This window comes from Paenibacillus ihbetae (assembly GCF_002741055.1).
GTDB classification, from domain to species: Bacteria; Bacillota; Bacilli; order Paenibacillales; family Paenibacillaceae; genus Paenibacillus_AQ; species Paenibacillus_AQ ihbetae.
Window position 1 is genome coordinate 5,090,167 of record NZ_CP016809.1, and the last position, 18,828, is coordinate 5,108,994.

The 18,828-nt window shown below is 53.0% G+C and carries 18 protein-coding genes and 1 tRNA gene; 13 read left to right on the forward strand and 6 right to left on the reverse strand.

Annotation, left to right across the window (positions count from 1 at the left end):
- Nucleotides 1-3 precede the first annotated feature (3 nt).
- Both BBD41_RS22755 and BBD41_RS22760 read left to right on the forward strand, forming a co-directional pair.
- Entirely contained in the window at nt 4-1,317 is a 1,314-nt protein-coding gene (locus BBD41_RS22755) for a metallophosphoesterase family protein (protein WP_099478795.1), read from the forward strand.
- Complete coding sequence (locus BBD41_RS22760; protein WP_099478796.1) at nt 1,314-4,541, forward strand: AAA family ATPase; 3,228 nt, start codon at nt 1,314-1,316, stop codon at nt 4,539-4,541. Before BBD41_RS22755 ends, BBD41_RS22760 begins: the two co-directional genes overlap by 4 nt.
- A 61-nt stretch (nt 4,542-4,602) precedes the next feature.
- Here BBD41_RS22760 and BBD41_RS22765 read toward each other — a convergent pair whose 3' ends face one another.
- Nucleotides 4,603-5,649, reverse strand: coding sequence for a YkvI family membrane protein (locus BBD41_RS22765; protein WP_077567481.1), 1,047 nt, complete (start codon nt 5,647-5,649; stop codon nt 4,603-4,605).
- Between the two features lie 517 nt (nt 5,650-6,166).
- Here BBD41_RS22765 and BBD41_RS22775 point away from each other — a divergent pair.
- The 4 genes from BBD41_RS22775 (at nt 6,167) to BBD41_RS22790 (ending at nt 8,067) form a co-directional block, all read left to right on the forward strand.
- Nucleotides 6,167-6,736: a xanthine phosphoribosyltransferase gene (locus BBD41_RS22775; RefSeq protein ID WP_099478798.1), complete on the forward strand. Its 570-nt coding sequence runs from the start codon at nt 6,167-6,169 to the stop codon at nt 6,734-6,736.
- A gap of 219 nt (nt 6,737-6,955) precedes the next feature.
- A complete protein-coding gene (locus tag BBD41_RS22780; protein WP_077567479.1) occupies nt 6,956-7,285 on the forward strand; it encodes a hypothetical protein in 330 nt (109 codons plus the stop codon).
- A gap of 126 nt (nt 7,286-7,411) precedes the next feature.
- Nucleotides 7,412-7,630 (forward strand): hypothetical protein, encoded by a 219-nt coding sequence (locus tag BBD41_RS22785; protein ID WP_077567478.1) that lies wholly within the window; start codon nt 7,412-7,414, stop codon nt 7,628-7,630.
- 107 nt (nt 7,631-7,737) lie between these two features.
- Complete coding sequence (locus BBD41_RS22790) at nt 7,738-8,067, forward strand: carboxymuconolactone decarboxylase family protein (protein WP_077567477.1); 330 nt, start codon at nt 7,738-7,740, stop codon at nt 8,065-8,067.
- A 118-nt stretch (nt 8,068-8,185) separates the two neighbouring features.
- Here BBD41_RS22790 and BBD41_RS22795 read toward each other — a convergent pair whose 3' ends face one another.
- Entirely contained in the window at nt 8,186-8,602 is a 417-nt protein-coding gene (locus BBD41_RS22795; RefSeq protein WP_099478799.1) for a YhjD family protein, read from the reverse strand.
- A 182-nt stretch (nt 8,603-8,784) separates the two neighbouring features.
- On the opposite strand from BBD41_RS22795, the gene BBD41_RS22800 reads away from it, so the two are divergent.
- Both BBD41_RS22800 and BBD41_RS22805 read left to right on the forward strand, forming a co-directional pair.
- Nucleotides 8,785-8,868 (forward strand) — tRNA-Leu (locus tag BBD41_RS22800).
- Between the two features lie 337 nt (nt 8,869-9,205).
- A complete protein-coding gene (locus BBD41_RS22805; protein WP_099478800.1) occupies nt 9,206-10,390 on the forward strand; it encodes an SGNH/GDSL hydrolase family protein in 1,185 nt (394 codons plus the stop codon).
- Nucleotides 10,391-10,614: 224 nt separating this feature from the next.
- Here BBD41_RS22805 and BBD41_RS22810 read toward each other — a convergent pair whose 3' ends face one another.
- Nucleotides 10,615-11,340: a type II toxin-antitoxin system prevent-host-death family antitoxin gene (locus BBD41_RS22810; RefSeq protein ID WP_077567474.1), complete on the reverse strand. Its 726-nt coding sequence runs from the start codon at nt 11,338-11,340 to the stop codon at nt 10,615-10,617.
- Nucleotides 11,341-11,686: 346 nt separating this feature from the next.
- Between BBD41_RS22810 and BBD41_RS22815 the strand changes: the two genes are divergently transcribed.
- The 4 genes from BBD41_RS22815 (at nt 11,687) to BBD41_RS22830 (ending at nt 14,774) form a co-directional block, all read left to right on the forward strand.
- Entirely contained in the window at nt 11,687-12,259 is a 573-nt protein-coding gene (locus BBD41_RS22815) for an RNA polymerase sigma factor (RefSeq protein ID WP_099478801.1), read from the forward strand.
- Complete coding sequence (locus BBD41_RS22820; RefSeq protein WP_099478802.1) at nt 12,228-13,235, forward strand: DUF4367 domain-containing protein; 1,008 nt, start codon at nt 12,228-12,230, stop codon at nt 13,233-13,235. The genes BBD41_RS22815 and BBD41_RS22820 overlap by 32 nt, the downstream gene beginning before the upstream one ends.
- A gap of 112 nt (nt 13,236-13,347) precedes the next feature.
- Nucleotides 13,348-14,139, forward strand: a complete 792-nt coding sequence (locus BBD41_RS22825; protein WP_099478803.1) for a hypothetical protein — start codon at nt 13,348-13,350, stop codon at nt 14,137-14,139.
- A gap of 149 nt (nt 14,140-14,288) precedes the next feature.
- A complete protein-coding gene (locus tag BBD41_RS22830) occupies nt 14,289-14,774 on the forward strand; it encodes a hypothetical protein (protein ID WP_099478804.1) in 486 nt (161 codons plus the stop codon).
- 321 nt (nt 14,775-15,095) lie between these two features.
- On the opposite strand, the gene BBD41_RS22835 is transcribed toward BBD41_RS22830, so the two are convergent.
- The 3 genes from BBD41_RS22835 to BBD41_RS22840 all read right to left on the reverse strand — a co-directional run bounded on the left by BBD41_RS22835 (nt 15,096) and on the right by BBD41_RS22840 (nt 16,867).
- Entirely contained in the window at nt 15,096-15,602 is a 507-nt protein-coding gene (locus BBD41_RS22835; protein WP_099478805.1) for a DinB family protein, read from the reverse strand.
- Nucleotides 15,603-15,881: 279 nt separating this feature from the next.
- Nucleotides 15,882-15,977, reverse strand: a complete 96-nt coding sequence (locus BBD41_RS30700) for a hypothetical protein (protein WP_418304257.1) — start codon at nt 15,975-15,977, stop codon at nt 15,882-15,884.
- Nucleotides 15,978-16,003: 26 nt separating this feature from the next.
- On the reverse strand, nt 16,004-16,867 hold the full coding sequence (locus tag BBD41_RS22840) for a helix-turn-helix domain-containing protein (RefSeq protein WP_099478806.1): 864 nt from the start codon (nt 16,865-16,867) through the stop codon (nt 16,004-16,006).
- 206 nt (nt 16,868-17,073) lie between these two features.
- Between BBD41_RS22840 and BBD41_RS22845 the strand changes: the two genes are divergently transcribed.
- A complete protein-coding gene (locus BBD41_RS22845; RefSeq protein WP_099478807.1) occupies nt 17,074-18,774 on the forward strand; it encodes an ABC transporter substrate-binding protein in 1,701 nt (566 codons plus the stop codon).
- Nucleotides 18,775-18,828 lie beyond the last annotated feature (54 nt).

Sequence of the window (18,828 nt, forward strand, 5' to 3'; positions counted from 1 at the left end):
GCTATGGCTTCATTTCGATTTATACATGCTGCGGACCTCCATCTGGACAGTCCGTTCATCGGACTGCGGGGACTGGATGGAGGCATGCGCTCCTTCATTCAGGATTCGACCTTCCGGGCATTGGAGCAGCTGGTTCGGCTTGCCGTAAGCCGGCAGGTGGATTTTATGGTTATTAGCGGCGATATTTATGACAGCTCCAACATTTCGCTCCGCGCCCAGCTCCGCTTCCTGGATGCGATGGAGTTCTTGGCGCAGGAGGAAATAGCGGTATACGTTATCCATGGTAACCACGATCCGCTGGACAGCACCAAGCTTGCGGTGAAGCTCCCCCCGAACGTTCATGTGTTCGGGGCCGAGCCATCCCGGGTGACGGCCGTCCGGCGTTCAGACAAGCGGGAGGTGGCGCAGATCACCGGCATGTCCTATCCGACTTCGAAGGTGACGGACAATATTGCGCTTACCTATCCGCAGGCAACCCGGGAGCTTTATCATATCGGGCTGCTGCATGCGAATGTGGATGGCGATGCCCAGCACGAGACGTACGCGCCGTGCACGAGGAAGGATTTGTCGCTGGCCGGTTATCACTACTGGGCGCTCGGGCATATCCATACCCGGCGGATGCTGCAGCAGTCGCCCTATATTGTGTATCCGGGCAATATTCAAGGACGGCATATCAAGGAAACCGGGCCCAAAGGGTGCTATGTCGTCGATGTCGACGAGGGTTATAACACCGTGTTGAGCTTCCATGAGCTGGACTCCATGCGGTGGAGCCTTGTGCAAGCGCCGATCGATGGATGCGGCAGCGTGGACGAGTGGAGGCAATCCTTGGAGCGTACGCTCGGGCAGGTTGCGGCGGAAAACAGGGAGAAGCTCAGCTTGGTTCGGGTTATGATTACGGGACGCGGCCCTGTCCACCGGCAGCTCGAAAACGGCTACGTGCTCGATGAGCTGCTGAGCGAGATGAGGAGAAGGGAAGCGGCCAAGGCGAAGACCCAGGGTTACGGCGGCTGCGTCTGGATCGAGGGCTTCGCGCTCCAGTCCGGAGATGCGCTTGATATCGATCGTCTGCTTGCAGAGGACAGCTTCGCCGGGGAGCTGCTACGTCTTGCCCGTAACGAGCAGTCTGAGCATCGCGTGTTTGCCGAAGACGGCATGGTCTCGCATGCATTGGCGCCGCTGATGGAGCATGCCGAAATCCGGGCGCTGCTCGAACGCATGCCGGCCGAAGAACTGCTGGACTGGCTGCGCAGGGCGGAGGAGCTGACGCTTACGCTGCTGATGCAGGAGTCTAAGCGGGGAGAAGGTGCCGGGATATGAGGCTTGAGCGGTTGCATATTCAGGGGTTCGGCGGGGTACAGGACAAGCGCATCACGATCGAAGCGCCGGTAACGGTACTCTACGGGCCGAATGAAGCGGGAAAGAGCACGGTGCTGTATTTTATAAGAGCGATGCTGTATGGGTTTCCCGGCAAGAGTCTGCCGGCGGAGCGCGGAGAACCGGCGGATCCGGGCATTCACGGGGGAGAATTGCGCTTCCTGGACGATGAGGGGACGTTGTGGACCATCCGCCGCTTTGGTCAGCCCGGTGAGGGCTCTGCGGGAAGCCGCAAGGAACGGGTACATATTCAGAGAATGGCCGATGACGGCACGGTGCTTGAGCTGCGGCAGCATGATCTTGAACGGGAAGCGCTCGGCGGCGTATCGAAGGAGATGTTCCGGCAGCTGTTTGCCGTCTCGCTCAGCGAGCTGCAGGAAATTCGCAGCCTGCAGTCTGCCGAGATCAGCGGCTATCTGTTTCATGCCGGAATCGGCGGCGGCGCGAATATTATGGAAGCCGAGCGCCGATTGACACAGGAGATGGACAAGCTGTACAAGCCGCGGGGCAAAGTGCAGCAAGCGGCAAAGCTGCTGCAGTCCATCGAGCAGCTCAAGGCCGAGGCGACCGAGAGCAGGACGTATGTCCCTCGTTATAATGAAGTCATGGATGCAATCCGGGAAACGGAGGACCGGCTGGAGCAGCTGGAGCTTGAACGCGCAGGCTCTGCGAAGGATCTCGCGCTGCTTCGAAAGGCGATGGAGATCCGCACGTTGTGGCTGGCTTGGCGTGAGGCCAAGCTGGAGCTGGACGGCTTGCCGGAATGCGGCAGCTTCCCGCCGGAGGGCATTGCAAGGTGGGAGAGAATCGAAGAGGAGCTGCGGCAGCTGGAGTCGCAAATCCAGCGGATCGAGCGGGCGCTCGGGGATACCGAGACAAAGCTTGCCGGCATGCCCCGGCTGGAATGGCTGGAGGAGCAGGGACAGCAGGTTGAGGATCTATGGGGCAGGCGGAGTTTATATGAGGCGGGAAATCGCGAGCTTGCGCAGCTTATGGCAGACCAAGCGGCCCAGGCGGACCGTCTTGCAGGGCTGCTGCGAAGCATAGATCCGGACTGGACCGAGACGGAGCTGGTCGCTTTGTCCACCTCGGCGGCCGAACGCGAGGAGGTACGGCGGCTCGGAGCGGCCTTTGCCGGCTATGACCGCCGGATGGAACAGCTGTCGGTGGAGCTTCGCGGAGCCCAGCGGGCGGCAGCTGCTGCGGATTCTGGGCTAAGCGAGGCGCGGCGAAAGCTGCGCGAGGAGATGGAGCGCGGGAAAGAGAGCTTTGCCATGCTTAAGCCCGGTTCGCCTCAGGAGACGGCTATGCTCTGGGCCCGGCTTCAGCAGACGGCGGAGCGCTGGCGGGAACGGAGACTGAGCCAGCCGCTGCCGGAGCTAAAGGCTGCCGGGACAGGCAAGCACGGCTGGCTGCCGTCCGCTTATTCGGGCCTGCTTGCCGTGATGGCTGTATTAACGGTTAGTCTGGTGTCCTTCCTGCTCTGGAGCGGTGCGAACGGCGTAGCGGTTATATCTGGCGCGCTAATGGTGGCGGGTATGGTCTATGTGATATGGAGCGGCAGGCGGAGTGTTAAGGACACTCCTTCCTCGGAACCCTACCCTTACGCTGGGGAACCCGGCGGAGATGATGCCTCTGAGGTAGAACAACTGTTATCGGCACTCGTATCCAGTCCATATTCCGCCGCCGCAGCGACGGCGGAATATCCGGGGAGCCGGCGGGCTAAGACCGAAGCGCGGCCTGCCCGCGATCCGCTCACGTTGGAGGCCCAGCTGCGGGAGCTCCGATCGGTCATGGATGCCTGGCAGGCATGGCGTCAGCGGCTGGACCGCTTGACGTCCGAGTGCCTCTCGGCCGAGGAGAAGGTTAAGCTTCAGGCAGCAGAGCTGTCGGCCATAGAGGGCACGATCGAACGTGAGGAGAAGCGGTTCGTCCAGCTGGAGCGGCAGTGGGAATCCTGGCTAAGCCAGCGGTTGCTGCCGCAGAGGCTGTCGCCTGATGCGATGCTGGATCTGTTTAATGCGATTGAGCAGGGACAAGAGCTCGTGCGGCAGCAGCGAGCGAGAGCGGCAAAGATCGACGGGCTTGCGGGAGCTGCCAAGGCGTATGCGGCATCGTGCCTTGAGCTGACTCTGGGTGACGAAGCCCCGGATCGGAACCGGGAGTCTCTTCCGACTCCGGATGCCGTTCTGTCTAAACTCGGCGATTTGCACCGGCGATGGAAGCAGTATCAGGAGGCTTCAGCCGAGCGTGAAGCCCTCCGGCACCGGCTTATGGAGCTGCAGGACGAAGCGGCTGCTGCGGACGAAGCCCGCACGGCAGTGCTGCAGCGGAAGGAGCAGCTGCTTGGTTTGTCCGGGGCAGCTGACGGGGAAGGCTATTTGCGGATGGGGGCTGCCGCCCGGCGGAAGGAGGAGCTGGAGCGTGAGATCCGTCATCATGAAATCACCATGTTCAGCGGGCTTGACAGCCAGCTGCGAAGCCGGATTTTGCAGCTGCTCGAATCGGCCGACGGTGCGGCGCTGGAGGCGATGCTCCAAGAGCGGGAAGAGGCGGATGCCTCTTTGGCAGAGCTGCGGGATGAGCTCCAGGAGCGCCGCGGGAGATTGCTGCAGGAGCGGGAATCGCTGGAGGCCGCCGGGAATCGTGACTCTGCGAACCAGCAGCTGGAGGAGCAGCGGGCGGAGCTGAAGGAGCTCGTCAGCCAATATGCCGTTCGCGCCATTGCAGTGGAGCTGATCGAGCGCACCAGACGCTTCTATGAGCAGGAGAAGCAGCCGCAGGTGCTGCGGCTTGCCTCCCGCTATTTCTCGAAGCTTACAGGCGGCACCTACAGCCGGATCGTTATGCGCATGGGGGATCAAGCCCTGTTAGCCGAAAGGCCGGACGGCGGGCTGGTCGAGAGTGCCAGGTTGAGCCGGGGGACGGCGGAGCAGCTGTATCTGGCGATGCGGCTTGCTCTAGTACAGTCCATGCCGCATGCTGCGGGCATTCCGCTTATGCTCGACGATCTGTTCGTCAATTTCGACAGCCGCCGGCTCGGGTATGTCCTGGAGCTGATCTCCGAGCTGTCGCACAGCCGCCAGATTGTGATGATGACGTGTCATCCGCATGTTACAGAGCAGATCCGGCAGCGCATTCCCGAGGCGCAAGTCATCGTAATGTAAATATAAGTGAAGACCGGTTCCGTCACAGGAAACCGGTCTTTTTTGCGATTAATGCAGCAGATTATTTCGGGTTCGTCAGCGGGGAGCCGAACAAGGTGAGGCGCAGCACCCACAGCAGGCAGAGGGCGCCAAAGATCGGGTAGAGCAGCGACAGCAGCGAGCTGAAGCCGAACTGGCTGAAGAAATAGCAGAAGAGCATGATTCCGAAACTGATCGTTCTTGAGGACCATGAAGTCCACTGCTGCACTTGCAGGGTTATTCCGTATATATTCGCCACGAAGGTGCTGAAGATTTCAAGAAAGATCAGGATCAGGTAGATCATTTGTACGAACCAGCCGAGATGAGCGGCAATGCTCCCCATCGGAATTTCAAATTGGGCGATGCCGGGCATCTGCGCGGATAAGGCGAAATGGGCTGCCATCAGCATAAATCCAACCCCCGCTCCGCCAAGGATACCTCCCCATTTTACTACGGTCGTTTTTTCAGTTTGATTGCCGAGGGGCACGAGTACGGGCATCGCCAGCACCAAATTAAAAGCCGTGTACAGAAGCGGGGCCAGCCAGGCCGCCGGAAGGCTCTGATCGGTCGTTAACGTGAGAAAGCGGGTGGCGCCGGGTGACTGGATCGTCTGCGAGATCACCGCTACGGACAATGTAATCATCATGGGGACGACGAGCGAGTTCATGGTCATGATGGACTGGATGCCCTTTCTCAGAATGAAGTAGGCCCCGATCATGGTCACGAACAAGCCGGTCTGATAACCGATATTTAAATGCTCCATGAATACCGAGCCGGCGCCGGCCAACATGATGCTGTTGACGCCAAGCAGGATGATGAACATAAACACGCTGATCCAGCTCCCGGATTTCGCGCCGAACAAAAATTTATTCAAATCCTCGAACGATTTCGCGCCGATCCGCCTGGAGATCATCAGGATTTTCGTACCGAGCCAAATGAACAAACCGGTTGCGAGAATGATGGTAAGGGTTGCCCAGTGACCGTATTGGGTAAAAAACTGCAGGATTTCACGGCCGGTGGCAAAGCCTGCGCCGACGATGGTTCCGATATATGTGAACGCGATCTGGAAAACACGGATAATATCCTTCAAGCGCTAAGCCCCCTTGCTAGTGAGTGATCGGCACATCTGTGTATAGTACAAGGTATGCTTGACCCTTCATGGACATGACTCGAACCTGTCCTGCCACGCTGGGTTCAGGGGGATCGTGCTTGGGGCTTGCCCGTTCCAGCCCACTGGCGAGCATTACACTGGCGGGCATTGCACTGGCGGGCATTGCACTGGCGGGCATTGCACTGGCGGGCATTGCACTGGCGAGCATCGCACTGGCGAGCATTGCATTGTCGTGCATCGCACTGGGAGCATCACAGTGCCGAGCATCGCACCGTCGAGCACCACACTGCCGTGCATCGCATGCAACCATTTTTCACAGCCTCTAGAAGAGGTGCCTGGCAAGTGGGATCCGATGCTCTATCTCAATGTAAGGTATAATGACGAAAACCCGTATAATTACATGACGAATAAGTGACGGGTGGAGCGTTTGTACTTGCCGTACAAGGGTTGAATGTGTTACTTTTACGACAAAGGAATGGGTGGGAGGTCATTGTGGATGGATTGGTTAAAGGAGCGGATTGTTAAAGAGGGGATCGTGCTGTCGGATCAGGTGCTGATCTTGGACGCCCTGCTGACGCATCAAGTGGACCCGGCTCTTATTATGGATATGGGCAGGGAATTTGCTAGGCGGTTTCGGGATCAAGGCGTGACCAAGGTGATTACGCTGGAATCCTCCGGCATATCGGTCGCGTTTGCGGCTGCGCTGGAGCTGGGGGTGCCGATGGTGTTCGCCCGGCGGAAAAAGACGCTGCTCGCTGATCCGGATGCTTTATGTGAACGGGTTCCGTCTTTTACCAAAGGGATTGTGACGGACATCATGGTGTCCAGGCAGTATATACAAGATAATGACAGAGTACTCTTCATTGACGATATTATTGCCAATGGCGATGCGGCCAGAGGCTTGATCAAAATTATCAGCCGGGCCGGTGCGGAGCTCGTTGGATTGGGCGTTGTGATTGAGAAAAGCTTCCAGGCGGGGGCACGGACGCTCCGCGAGCAGGATGTTCGCGTGGAATCCCTTGTCACCATTTCCTCGCTGGAGGACGGACGCATTCATTTCGGCTAGCCGTGGTGCAGGCGATCCCGATCTTTTCGGCTGATACACGGATGCATCCACTGCTGCGATATGATTCTCCGCACTAAGCGAAGCTTGGCGGGTTGTTCGTCTAAGCGGGAAACCGCTTGTCAATTCGAATTTTCGGCCTAAAATCACAACAAATTCTTTTCGCCTCGGGCATTTTCGCTTATAATGAAGAGGTATAGGCAAGAGAGAGGAGGCAGCAACATGGGGAAACAACCTGTAACCGAGCCGTTTATGATTGAGAAGCTGAATGAAGCGAAGGTACATTTTGAACGTGCTTTGGACTGTAAGCATACGGAGTTTGATGATCTATATCCCTATATGATTGAACATCCTCAGTTTTTCTGGTACAAACGATATGTTGCCTGGTCCGAACTTCTGACGATTGCCGGTCTATGCGAAGAGCTTTCCTTCGAGTGGAAGGATCAGTTTACGCCGCAGCAAGTGGAATATATCGAGAAGCGCGTCATGTCTTCGACCGTGCTGGATTTCTGGTACGAGAAGAATGACAGCATCGAGCCAGCACAGCGTTAATGGGAATATAGAACATCTGAGGCTTCAGATGTTTATCCATATCGTACAGGAAGACCTAAATGGTTTCATTTAGGTCTTTTTGTTGCAGGAAATGCGCATCCTATTCTAAGGGAGGGAATATCGATTATGATTAGTGATGAACGGCTGGACGAGCTTCGCTTGTCCGGCGACCTGGTACGGGTTGTCCGGGACGACCTTGAGAGCAATGATATTATCGGCTTCGTCGTGGCATGGGATCCCCAGCATGTCATTATCCGCCGGAGAAATCGGCGCGTTGTGAAGCTGGACCGGAACTACAGCTACCAGCTCAAGAGCGAGCCGCGGGTAAGCCCGATTGAACCATAAGGCAGGGTTAAGACAGAGATTAAGGCAGGACATAAGGCATAGATCGGCCGAACGTCGGACATCTTAAGCTGGACGGATGATTATTCAGAAAAGGTGTGATTAGACGCTTGGATATGATCAATGACAAAGTAACGGCTTACAAGAATGAAATTCTCAATCTGAAGCAGAGCATGCCGGAGATGGCAGAGGCTTATCATCATTTCACGGGCGTGTGCTTCCGCGAGGGAGAGCTGGACGAGAAGACGAAGCAGCTGATTGCTCTTGGCATCGGTTTGTTCGCCAACAATGAGGTGTGCACGTTCTATCATATGGAGGAAGCGCGCTCGAAGGGAGCTACGGAGGCTGAAATTATGGAGGCTGTAGCGGTCGCTTCGGCGGCAAGCGCAGGACATGCCCTGTCGCAGGGGCTGACTCGGGTACAGCACCATTTGCAATAGCCTCTAAGGAAACAACCGTCTGTTCCGATGGATTTCGGGGCAGACGGTTGTTGTTATGTTGCAGGCACCGACCGTTAAGAATGAGCAAAAGTCATCCGTTCCTTTCGTGGCAATCGTTTCAGCGAACAGGGGCGGCCTCTGCGGACGTTAAGACGCCTTCTTCTGCCTCCGATGCGGGCAGATTTAGATAGGCGCGCATGCGGTCCATCATCTCCTCGCGAAAGGATGGCCATAGAATGTTGATCGATCCAATGTAGCCCCTGCACGCATAGCGTGCCTCGATTCCTTCCTTGTCCTGACCGATGTCGAACACCTTGATCGCCCGCTTCGCGAATTCCTGCTTCACTTCACGGAGAAGCACGGCCGCCCGCTTCGCTCCGTTGCCGACCACCTCCACATACAATTGCGGGGTCTTGAAGACACCGCTCTCCTGAATGATTCGGCAATCCCGCTCAAACACCTTATGAATGAACATCAGAAGCAGGTAGCTCTTAATCAACGCCCGCTCCTCTGAGGTAACAGCCGGTATGGCCATCAACTTCACCGCCTTTATATAGAAATTGGATATATAATACGAACTTATGTTCCTATTTTAACCGAACATCCATGGTTTAATCAAGTTTTAAAAAAAGTGTTGACTCCCTATTATTACCGTGATATTATATATCTTGTCGCCGCTGATAAGAGCTTGTCTCCTAGAGGCGATGGTGATGATACGCGGTCGTGGCGGAATTGGCAGACGCGCACGGTTCAGGTCCGTGTGGGCTAACCCCCGTGGAGGTTCGAGTCCTCTCGACCGCATACCTGATTTACATGAAGAAGCTCTTGAGTTCCCTTGTGGGAGTTCAAGAGCTTTTTTGTGTTGCTTCCAAAAAAATCCTTAAACTGGTTACTGGGTTCCAGGAGGCGCCGAGCAAGCTGTTATCATCGTGATGCGTAAAAAAATGATCACAATTGCACCGGATTGATCTACAATGAGTATTAGGCCGGATAACAGGAGAACTGGCGGCCATGACATCGGCCGATTATCAGCAGTCGATGCCGGTAGGGAACGGGGCCGATGGTAGATTAAGCAAGAAGCGGAACTGCAAACGATTCCCGCAGATTCCCAAGATTATAGAGCTGAGGGTGAGACATTGTGAGAGAAAGATATGCATCGTTAACGGTAGTATCAACGGCAACCAATTTTATTATGGAGCAAGAGGATGGAAGTACACGTACATATCGAACCTTTATGAAACCGAGAGAGTCCGGGCAGCTGGAGCTGAGATTTTGGCATAGCAACTCGGTCGATTCTACTTGGGATGTTGGCTCGGTCGCAAAAGGGAGCATGCCGGGGGGAGCGTGGCGCATTGAAGCGGCTTATGCTGCCGATGGCGGCACGGGCCGGGATGGACAGGTTGTACCAGGAACCAGCGTGCAGATTACATTTGACGGGAAGCCCGGTAAGGAGGTGGCTCCCGGCGAAACGTTTTGGAGCGATCCGGTACAGTTCGAACTGCCCGATGGACATGATCTGACGTTCACGTGGACCATTACGACGCCCTCTCCAGGGAAAACGGTGCCGTACAATACGGAGGGACTGCTCGTATCAGCTTATGAGGCTGACGGGAACCTGGCGGATGACGAGCTTGGAACAGGATTCATGCCGGCAGAGAACCGCTTGGTTATGCCTGCATTTATAGGGTATGCCCGACCGGTCAAGCAGCGGATGATTTTCCTGGGCGATTCTATTACCCAAGGCGTAAGAACGGCTAAAGACGGCTACGAATACTGGGTGGCCCGTATTGCGGAAGGTCTCTCGCCGGACTACAGCGTATGGAATCTCGGTTCCGGCTGGGCGAGGGCCTATGACGCTTCGGCAGATGGCCCGTGGCTATCGAAGGCAGCGGAAGGGGATATTGTTGCAATCGCGCTAGGCGTCAACGATATCGATATCGGAGCGAGAAGCTCCGGGGAACTGCTGGATGACTTGTCCGCGATCGTAGGGCGGTTAAAGCAGAGGGAGGACGGAACGAAACCTCGGATCATCCTCTTCACGGTACCTCCGTTCAATTTTACCGGAGACAGGGAAGTGGTATGGCGTACCGTCAATGAAGTGATCCGCACCCGTCCTCCGGAAGGCGTGGACGCCGTGTTCGATATCGCGGAGATCCTGTCCTGTCCGGCTCCGGAGGAGCATCGGATCGAGCCGAAGTATATGAGCTCTTCCGATGATCCGCATCCGAACGGCCAGGCGGGGGCAGTGGTAGCGGAAGCTTTCCTGAAGTGGTTTGAGGCGCAGCCGAAAGACGAAGATGATCTAGTGTCGGATTTATCTTAGTAAACAGCAGCAGGTATGCCTGATTCCGGAAGGTAGTTTTAACAGAGTAGAGTTAACTGGATCTATGACAGCGGGTCTCTTCGACAGCACCAGCGCAATAAGGGGGCATTAACCGGCGTTCCGCTAACCGGTCTCAGTACAATCGTTTGTCGCAGAGTAGATGGCGGATTCATAGGTTAAGAAGCAGGCGGCCGAAGGGGCCCCTGCTTTTTTATATGCAAGGCTCAAGCAAATAAATCTTGCGTTGAAACCTTTAAGCCTGGGTAAAGTGCGGATTCCACAAAAGGATCATGGGCCCCCGCGTAATAGCTCACATCCGCGATCTCTCCGTCTAACAAGGAATACACTGTGACTAGAGCTTTCATCGGATCGACGATCCAATACTCCTTCACGCCGCATTGCCGATAGAGATCAAGCTTCGGGATCATGTCCTTGCTTCGCGTGGACGGGGAGAGCACCTCGATGACGAGATCAGGCGTGCCCATATATTTTCCCCTCTCATCGATCCGATCTTTGTCGCAAATGACGACCAGATCCGGCTGCACAACACAGATGTTTGTCTTCTCCTTCTCTAACGTAATATCGAATGGAGAAGTCAGGGGAGTGCAGGGTTTTCCTTTAAACCAGTTGTAAAAGGTGCCGTGCAGTTCATTGACCGCGTGTTGGTGTTTGTACGAAGGGGAGGCGAGGTTATAGACGATCCCGTCGATCAGCTCGTAGCGCTGTTCCGAGCCTTCGGTCAGCTCCAGAAATTCCTCGTAGGTGACTCTGTCGTTGTCATTCGTATCCCTCGCAGCTCCCTCCCTCAGTGCAAGCTCATTTGCGTCGGTATACGTTGTTAATTTGGCAACATCTCTGCCGTTCTTCGTCACGATGATTTCCTCGCCCGCCTCGGCAAACTTTAGATATTTTCCGAAATGGTTTTGCATATCGGTGGAAGGCACTCGCATACATTTCACCTCGAATTAGCTAATTTAATGATATATTAGCTAATTCTGAGATGGGAATCAACGAAGATAGCTAATTTGTTGACGAAATCCATATTCCGAACTAAATTGGAATAAGAAGGATTTCGGTTTTGGGCCAAAGCATAGTTACATCAAAGGATGAAGAAGGGGCGGCGATGCGTTAGGAGGGCCGTCTCTTTTTTTGCGCGGTTAAGCGGTCATCGCGTTTGTCCGCATGGCTTCTCTATGGGGCGTCTCTTGGAAGCATCGTACATGAAATAACGAAAGCGGGAAAAAGTGTCCCTTTTGCTGCCGCTGAAGTGTTTTATAGTAGGAAGGAGGCGGCTTCATGGAGTCTGCGGAAAAATGCGTAATGGAAGTCCAAGCGGGCGAAATTCAAAAGTATGTACATATCGTGGAAGCATTCCAGGCTCCGCTGTACCGGTACTGCACCCGGATGTTGGGGAACCGGCAGGAGGCGGAGGATGCAGTGCAGGACATTTTGATCAGAGCGTTTGAAAAAATAGAAGGGTACGAGCCGACCGGCAGCTTTTCATCCTGGTTATACAGAATCGCGCATTACCATTGTCTGAATTTACTCCGTAAGCGTATCGTTCAGCGTAAGTTCCAGCGTTGGTTCCGGCAGGATACAATAACCGAAAGCGCAGAGCAAACGATAACCGGACGCTTATTCGGGGAACCGCTGGCTTCCGCCATCACCTCGTTAAATGCGGAGGAGCGCAGCTTGCTGATCTTACGGGCGCTTGAAGAGAAGTCTTTTGCCGAAATAGGAGAAATTTCGGGGAAGAGTGAGGGAGCGGTCAAGAAAAAATACGGCCGGTTGAAGCTGAAGCTGCAGAAGCTGATGGAGCAGAAGGGAGGAGCAGGTTATGCGCAAGGCCAAAGCTACACTTCAAGATGAAACGATCAAGGGACTTCTCGTTCGGAGGGAGCCGGAACCCATTGATGTACGCCTAAACGTGATGGACCGGGTTCGGGAGATTCATGAGCGGCGCAGCGGCAAAAACAAGGCTCGGCACCGGACTGGAGCTGTTGTTACAATCACCTGTCTCGTTCTTGTGCTGACCTCTTTAACCGGCTACGCGGCTTCCCGGTATGTGCAAATTTTGAACTCCAAAGGGGGAGTGGTCGTTCAAACGAAAGAAATTCGAGAAGATAAGTATACGCCGCATGCCAAGACGTATATGAAGATGCGGTCCGCATACAAAGAGGATGTCCTGAAGCAGCTCAAACCGGGAGAACTGGCGGCTTATTATGTCCATGACGAAACACTGAATGCTTACGATACAGGCAATAGGGTTCAGACCGTATACCAACCAATTGTGTACAAAACTTATGTGGAATTGAAGAAGCAGCTTGAAAACACGGCTGGGCCGCTGGTTCCTGAGCCCCAATATTTGCCAAAAGGTTACACCTTTGCAGCCGGTAAGTTATTTCCGAGTATTACGGAAGGGGAAGCCAGTCTTGATCATCTAAAAAAGCTGGAGCCGGAATTTATCCGAATGGCGGAATCCTCCTCCAGCGACACCAAATTGTTCATCAAGAAGTTGTCTTGGAATAAAGCGGGCAGTGCGAATGTCAGCTATACCAACGGGGAGGATACGATCTATATCACCGCCTTCGTACGAAAAAAACACCCCTCCTCGGTGGTAACCAGGAATCCCAAGGGCGTGTCCGTTGAGAAGCTGACGGCAGGCGGGCAAGAGATGGTTTATATGGAGGCATCGACGGCTGCATCGGTTGACGAAGTTTACTATAAACATAAGCTGGAATGGCTTGATGAGGAGGATGAGGTCTTTTATAGCGTTTTCGATAATCAGGGCAGCACTCTGTCCAAGTCCGAAATGATCCGTATTGCAGCAAGCATGGTGCAATAAGATCATAGCAAAGTGTCCCTTTTCAGGCGGTACAGGTGTTATACAAGTAAGGGTTTTGCAAATATCCCGAAATAAAACCATGTGCCTGTTTTGGCCGAAAGGAGATTTACCTATGAATCTGACGAAAAAAACGATTATTGTCGCTGCAAGCTTCCTGCTGGCGCTGAGCTCGGCGAGCGGTTATACGGCGGGTGCTGCCGCCGGACCGCAGAAAGCACCTAAAGCCCAGCCCGCTTCGAGTAAGGAGCGTCTCGAGCAGCAAAAAAAAGAAGCGTTGGCCATACACTCTAAAGCGAAGAAGCCGGGCGAGTTAACCGTTATGTATGATGGGACTGACAATACGCTTTCATTTAGCTTTTACTCCATAACCAGCACGGATTACGATGATTATTTGAAGCTGATGTCTAAGTACAAAGCCCCGGCGTTACAGCAGCCGGAATGGCTTCCGGAAGGGTATGCTTTTCAATCCGGCGATATCGTCCCGCCATACTACGATTCTTATAGCGAACCGTATCAAGATTTGCTAAAGGAACTCAAGGCTGAGGCGAAAGGGAAGAAATATTACGCGAAAAAAGTAAAATGGAGCGAAGCAGGGGGAGCGGCGCTTTTATTCTCGAAAGATTCGGATGTTATCCGCATCAGTGCCAAAAAAGTATACCCGTTCATTACCGAAATTACACGGGTGCCGGGGAAAGGCGAGAAGTTTGAAAGGCTGAGCATAGAAGGGGGCGATGCTCTATACGCTACGAACTCGAACGCTCTTTATTCCACGAAGTTAACATGGGAGGATCCGGAAAAAGGGCTGGAATACGAGATTTCTACCTATAAGACAAGTCCTCTGACGAAAGAAGCGCTCGTATCGATTGCGGAGAGCATCATATCGAGTAAATCTCAGAATCCATAAATCTGATCCAAGAGTCTGCCTTCCGGGCAGGCTCTTGTCAGCTTCTTCGAAGGGGATTACCCAAACTATAACAAATATCTGTTTTTTATATTCCAATTGAAAACAAAAGCACCTCTTATTACGTCAGTGTGATTAGGAGGTGTATAATCTTGAGAAAGTTCGCTATGATCTTCCTGTTGTTTATACTCGGTTGTCAGTCTGTTGAATCTGAACGATCCCTGGCTGATAAGGCAGAGACCATTCCTTCATCTAAGGCAGAAGCAGAGCAGTATCCAGTTGCGGTTGATGTTATTGTTCCGGAGCAAGTGGGGGTAAACGAGTCTTTTACGATGGATGCGGAAATTAAAAATACATCGGATGAAATGCTTGAAATTACTACTGGAGATCCAGTGTTTTACTATATCATTCGAGACAGTACGGGGAAGGCAATAAATACGGTTGCCAGAACGGATGTCGGAATTGTACGGACTATAGATATAAAAGAGGTAATAGTAGAGAAGCATTCTTATCGGTTTAAAAATCCGGGGATATATGAGATCTCGGCAGTCCTTGAATTAACAATTCATAATGGAGACAGCCGTAAAGTCTACAAAATGGAAACTGCGCGAAAGAAGATTCAAGCGCTTGAGGATTGAGCTCCGTTAGAGCGATTGCACTCCCGCCGGAGGAACAACTGCAACTCGTAACAGCGGCAATCCTGCGCTTATTATTCCAGTATCCAGCTAATAGCTTTTACAAAAAGCTGTTGGTTATCTTTTGTGTGATTCGCCGTTTTGCAGTAAATAGCAGTACAGAAGCAAGTGGTAATACACCGAATGTCTTAACTATTCCCCACCGGAATATTCCATGTCGCCTGCAGCAACAACAAAAAGGGCTGCCCCAAGGCAGCCCTGTTAATATAGCAATCCGTTAAAACAGCGAAGCAGTGAGCACTGCTCCTGCCACAGCGACAAAACTTAAGCCTGCTCTCTTGCCGCTTTCATCGCTGCGGTCTCTTCTTCATTCGGTCCATACACGCCCGGCGCTGCCAGTCCGGCTTGACGCATCAGGATCGTGAGCTGGCCGCGATGGTGGATCTGGTGACGCACCATTTTGTCCAATACGCCGGCATTGGTGGTGTCGATGAAGCCAAACAGCTTCACGGGCTCCTGCAGCTTGTCCTCCTGACCCTCCCATTTCGTGCGGAATTCCGCAATGGACGATTCGTTGGTACGGCGGTAAGCTTGGGCGATGGCCGCCGCGGAGCTTCCCTCGACTGCCGGGATCTCCTGCTCCAACCCGATTTGATTAAAGAATACGCTGACGCTCTGGGTGATATGCCATGCGATTTCGCCGAGCGTACGCGGCTGTGCCTCTGACACGGCCTGGCTCAATGAGGCGTCTGTCAGCTTGTCCAGCACCTGCAGAGTAAGATCAGCTTCCTGTTTCCAATCGTTCAGAAATTGTTCGACGGTTGCATACATGATACATCTCTCCCTTTTATTCATGGTCAATTCTTAAGCAATGCTTTCAACTCTTATAGCCTTTCCAAAAAATACTACATCTATATTGTACTGCAGTTCGCCGTTTATTCAACTTTTCCGTGCGGGATTTTAGCAAAGCTCCTGAATGATTAATCTGGTTTGTCCTCTGTATGACCCAACTTGGACTTCCAGAAGCGAATCATAGTTTAACCCGCTGTGCGCGTATGCTGCAAGATTAGAAGCTGGAGCAGGAAGGAACATGCTCCGGCTTCTTTGTCATCAATCGTTATGGTACCCCATAGATAATCGGATGGTGACAGGGCCCATGCCATTGCCCAAGAAGAATCCCGCATGCGGCGCATGGTTGTAGGCCATGTTCTGCCAAGCGATACTCAGACGGCTTATCTGCACCTTCGATATACTTTTGGCGATAAGCCAAACACCTTGGTGAACTGGCGAGTAAAATAATTGCTGTCATTAAATCCGCTCCGATAAGACACTTCCGAAATGGGAAGACGTGTCGACTTCAACAGCCTGCATGCGTGTTCCAAACGGAGCCTCAGGAGATAGGCAACAGGGGTCGTTTGGTAATAGGATTGGAAAATCCGGTTTAAATGTCTGACGGAAATATTCGATCTGGCCGCAATTTCTTCGCGCGAGATCGGCTGCAAGTAGTTATCTTCCATAAAGGAAATGGCCTTGGCCAAATGCATCAGATGATTATGGGCCCCTTGACGCTCCTGATTCTCATACTGCCTGGACAATTGGACGACGAGCTCCATAAAACGCGAACGCAGTATGGTCTGGTAGCCCTGCTGCTTGTTCATGTATTCCTCAATCATGAAGTCGACGACGGAGGAGATGTATTCCAAACTTGAGATGGATAAGCTCATTTTGCTCAAGGCGTGGTTGATATTGCGATAATACGGTTCCAGAACGAACAGCGCCTGATACCCGTTCGATCTTTTGAAATCAGGACCTGCCGCTTCCAGCATCTCGGGTTTATACATGATGTTGCAAATGCGAAACTCATGCGGGTCCTTATATCCATGGGAGGTTTCCCCGTTAATGACAAATACGTCGCCTTTCTTGATAAACGATTCCTCGGAGTTGACGATGTGGGTGGCATTGCCATGTAAAACGATCACGAGCTCGGAGAAATCAACATGCTGATGCACATACATATCCTCTTCATGCTTGCCGTACTGAATAAAGAACTTAAACTCCTCGTCGTCTGTAAACCAATTCAGAGGAACGCTTCGCATTGGATTGCCCTCCCAGTCAGGTCTTGAAATACGTGTTGTCCTAATGATGCTATTTTCGGACTCTAAAATCAAGGATTGAGGACACGGCAATCACTATAATAGATTTTGTGGATGGTCGCTCTGAACGGTTCATACCTAGAAAGACTTGAGAAGCGGGAGCCGAGCATGACCCGACCGTTAAGAAAAATTGGAATGGGGGTAAATCCATGAAGCGCAAGAAGAGACTGTCGCTATTCCTTGCCGTGATCATGCTTGCCGCATTTATTTTAGCTGCATGCAGCAGCGGCAATGAAGGCAAAGGCGGAACGTCCGCCAGCAGCGAGGAAGGCAGCGACCGAGAAAAAATGGAACCGATTACAATCACTTATTTCAGTGCGGATTCGAATGCGAACTGGGCCAATATGCAGGATGCCGTCGGCAAGAAGCTGACCGAGAAGACCGGCGTCACGATACAGGCTGAATTTGCGGTTGACGGCTCGAACCAGAAGCTGCCGCTGATGGTGGCGAGCGGGGAATATCCGGATCTCGTATACGCGAAAGGTGATGCGAATCTGTTCGTGGATTCGGGCGCTTTTATCGATCTTACGGATTTGATTGAGGAACATGCGCCGAACCTGAAAAAGCTCTATGGGGATTACATGAACCGTCTGAAGTGGAGCAATGAGGATGAGTCGATTTATGTCCTTCCGACGTTGAATGCCGTGGACCATCAGCAGCTCGATGCCGGAGGAAACTTTCATATTCAGCACGAAGTGCTGAAAGAGCTCGGTTATCCGGAAATCAAGACCGTAAAAGATTTTGAGAAGGCGCTGAAGGATTATTACGAGAAATACCCGACGATCGACGGTCAACCAACGATTCCGCTCACACTCAATGCAGACGGCTGGCGGTTCATGATCTCCGTCACGGATGCAGCCGTCATAGCTACGGGTTTGTCCGGAGATGGGGAGTATTATATCGATCCGGAAACGCATGAGGCGAAATTGCATTACAGACGTCCGGAGGATAAGGAGTATTTCCGCTGGCTGAATCATCTTAACGCGACAGGACTGCTGGATAAAGAAACGTTCGTTCAGAAAACGGACCAATACGAAGCGAAAATCGCCTCGGGCCGCGTCCTTGGCGTCATTGATGCCGATTGGGGATTTGGAAACCCGACGAATGCGCTCCGAACAGCCGGCAAAGAGAACCGCACCTATGCGCGATTCCCGATCCAATTGGATGAGACGACCAAGGATGCTTCGTTCCAAAATGCCGGTTATGCAGCAGGCTGGGGCGTAGGGATTACAACATCAGCCAAGGATCCGGTGCGGATCATCAAGTTCCTGGATTATCTGGCTTCCGAGGAAGGGCAAATTTTGATGAATTGGGGGATTGAAGGAGAGCATTACCAAGTCGTGGACGGCAAACGTGTAATTCCGGAGGACGTGCAGGACCGTAAAGTTAATGACAACGCTAACTTCACCAAAGAGAGCGGAATCGGATTATACAACAGTTTATTTCCACGTTACGGCGACGGCGTGAAGGATTCGACCGGCAATTATTATACGACCAGCTTCCCGGAACAAATCAAGGCCAACTATACGCCATCCGCCAAAGAAACGCTGGAAGCGTATGGTGCGGAAATGTGGAAGGATCTCTGGCCAAAATCGGAGGAATTTCCGCAGAAGCCGTGGGGAGCGGCATATCTCATTTCACCGCCGGTCGACTCCAATATTGCAATTACCTACAAGCGGGTTGAAGAGATTGTTCGCAAACGGATTCCGGAGATCATCCTTGCGGACCCGTCCCGGTTCGATACGCTTTACGATCAGTTCATCCAAGATTTGAACAACGCCGGGGCGGAAAAAATGGAGCGGGAATATTCGGAGCTGGTCCGTGACCGGGTGAAGCTGTGGAATAACTGATCCGTTTAATTTACAGGGGCAGGTCATTCGCTGCCTCTTTTTGATGCCTAGCGT

Coding starts and splice junctions, on each gene's coding strand:
- BBD41_RS22755 (WP_099478795.1), top strand. CDS start 4: ATGGCTTCATTTCGATTTATACATGCTGCGGACCTCCATCTGGACAGT.
- BBD41_RS22760 (WP_099478796.1), top strand. CDS start 1,314: ATGAGGCTTGAGCGGTTGCATATTCAGGGGTTCGGCGGGGTACAGGAC.
- BBD41_RS22775 (WP_099478798.1), top strand. CDS start 6,167: ATGGATTGGTTAAAGGAGCGGATTGTTAAAGAGGGGATCGTGCTGTCG.
- BBD41_RS22780 (WP_077567479.1), top strand. CDS start 6,956: ATGGGGAAACAACCTGTAACCGAGCCGTTTATGATTGAGAAGCTGAAT.
- BBD41_RS22785 (WP_077567478.1), top strand. CDS start 7,412: ATGATTAGTGATGAACGGCTGGACGAGCTTCGCTTGTCCGGCGACCTG.
- BBD41_RS22795 (WP_099478799.1), bottom strand. CDS start 8,602: ATGGCCATACCGGCTGTTACCTCAGAGGAGCGGGCGTTGATTAAGAGC.
- BBD41_RS22810 (WP_077567474.1), bottom strand. CDS start 11,340: ATGCGAGTGCCTTCCACCGATATGCAAAACCATTTCGGAAAATATCTA.
- BBD41_RS22815 (WP_099478801.1), top strand. CDS start 11,687: ATGGAGTCTGCGGAAAAATGCGTAATGGAAGTCCAAGCGGGCGAAATT.
- BBD41_RS22820 (WP_099478802.1), top strand. CDS start 12,228: ATGCGCAAGGCCAAAGCTACACTTCAAGATGAAACGATCAAGGGACTT.
- BBD41_RS22825 (WP_099478803.1), top strand. CDS start 13,348: ATGAATCTGACGAAAAAAACGATTATTGTCGCTGCAAGCTTCCTGCTG.
- BBD41_RS22835 (WP_099478805.1), bottom strand. CDS start 15,602: ATGTATGCAACCGTCGAACAATTTCTGAACGATTGGAAACAGGAAGCT.
- BBD41_RS30700 (WP_418304257.1), bottom strand. CDS start 15,977: ATGGCCTACAACCATGCGCCGCATGCGGGATTCTTCTTGGGCAATGGC.
- BBD41_RS22840 (WP_099478806.1), bottom strand. CDS start 16,867: ATGCGAAGCGTTCCTCTGAATTGGTTTACAGACGACGAGGAGTTTAAG.
- BBD41_RS22845 (WP_099478807.1), top strand. CDS start 17,074: ATGAAGCGCAAGAAGAGACTGTCGCTATTCCTTGCCGTGATCATGCTT.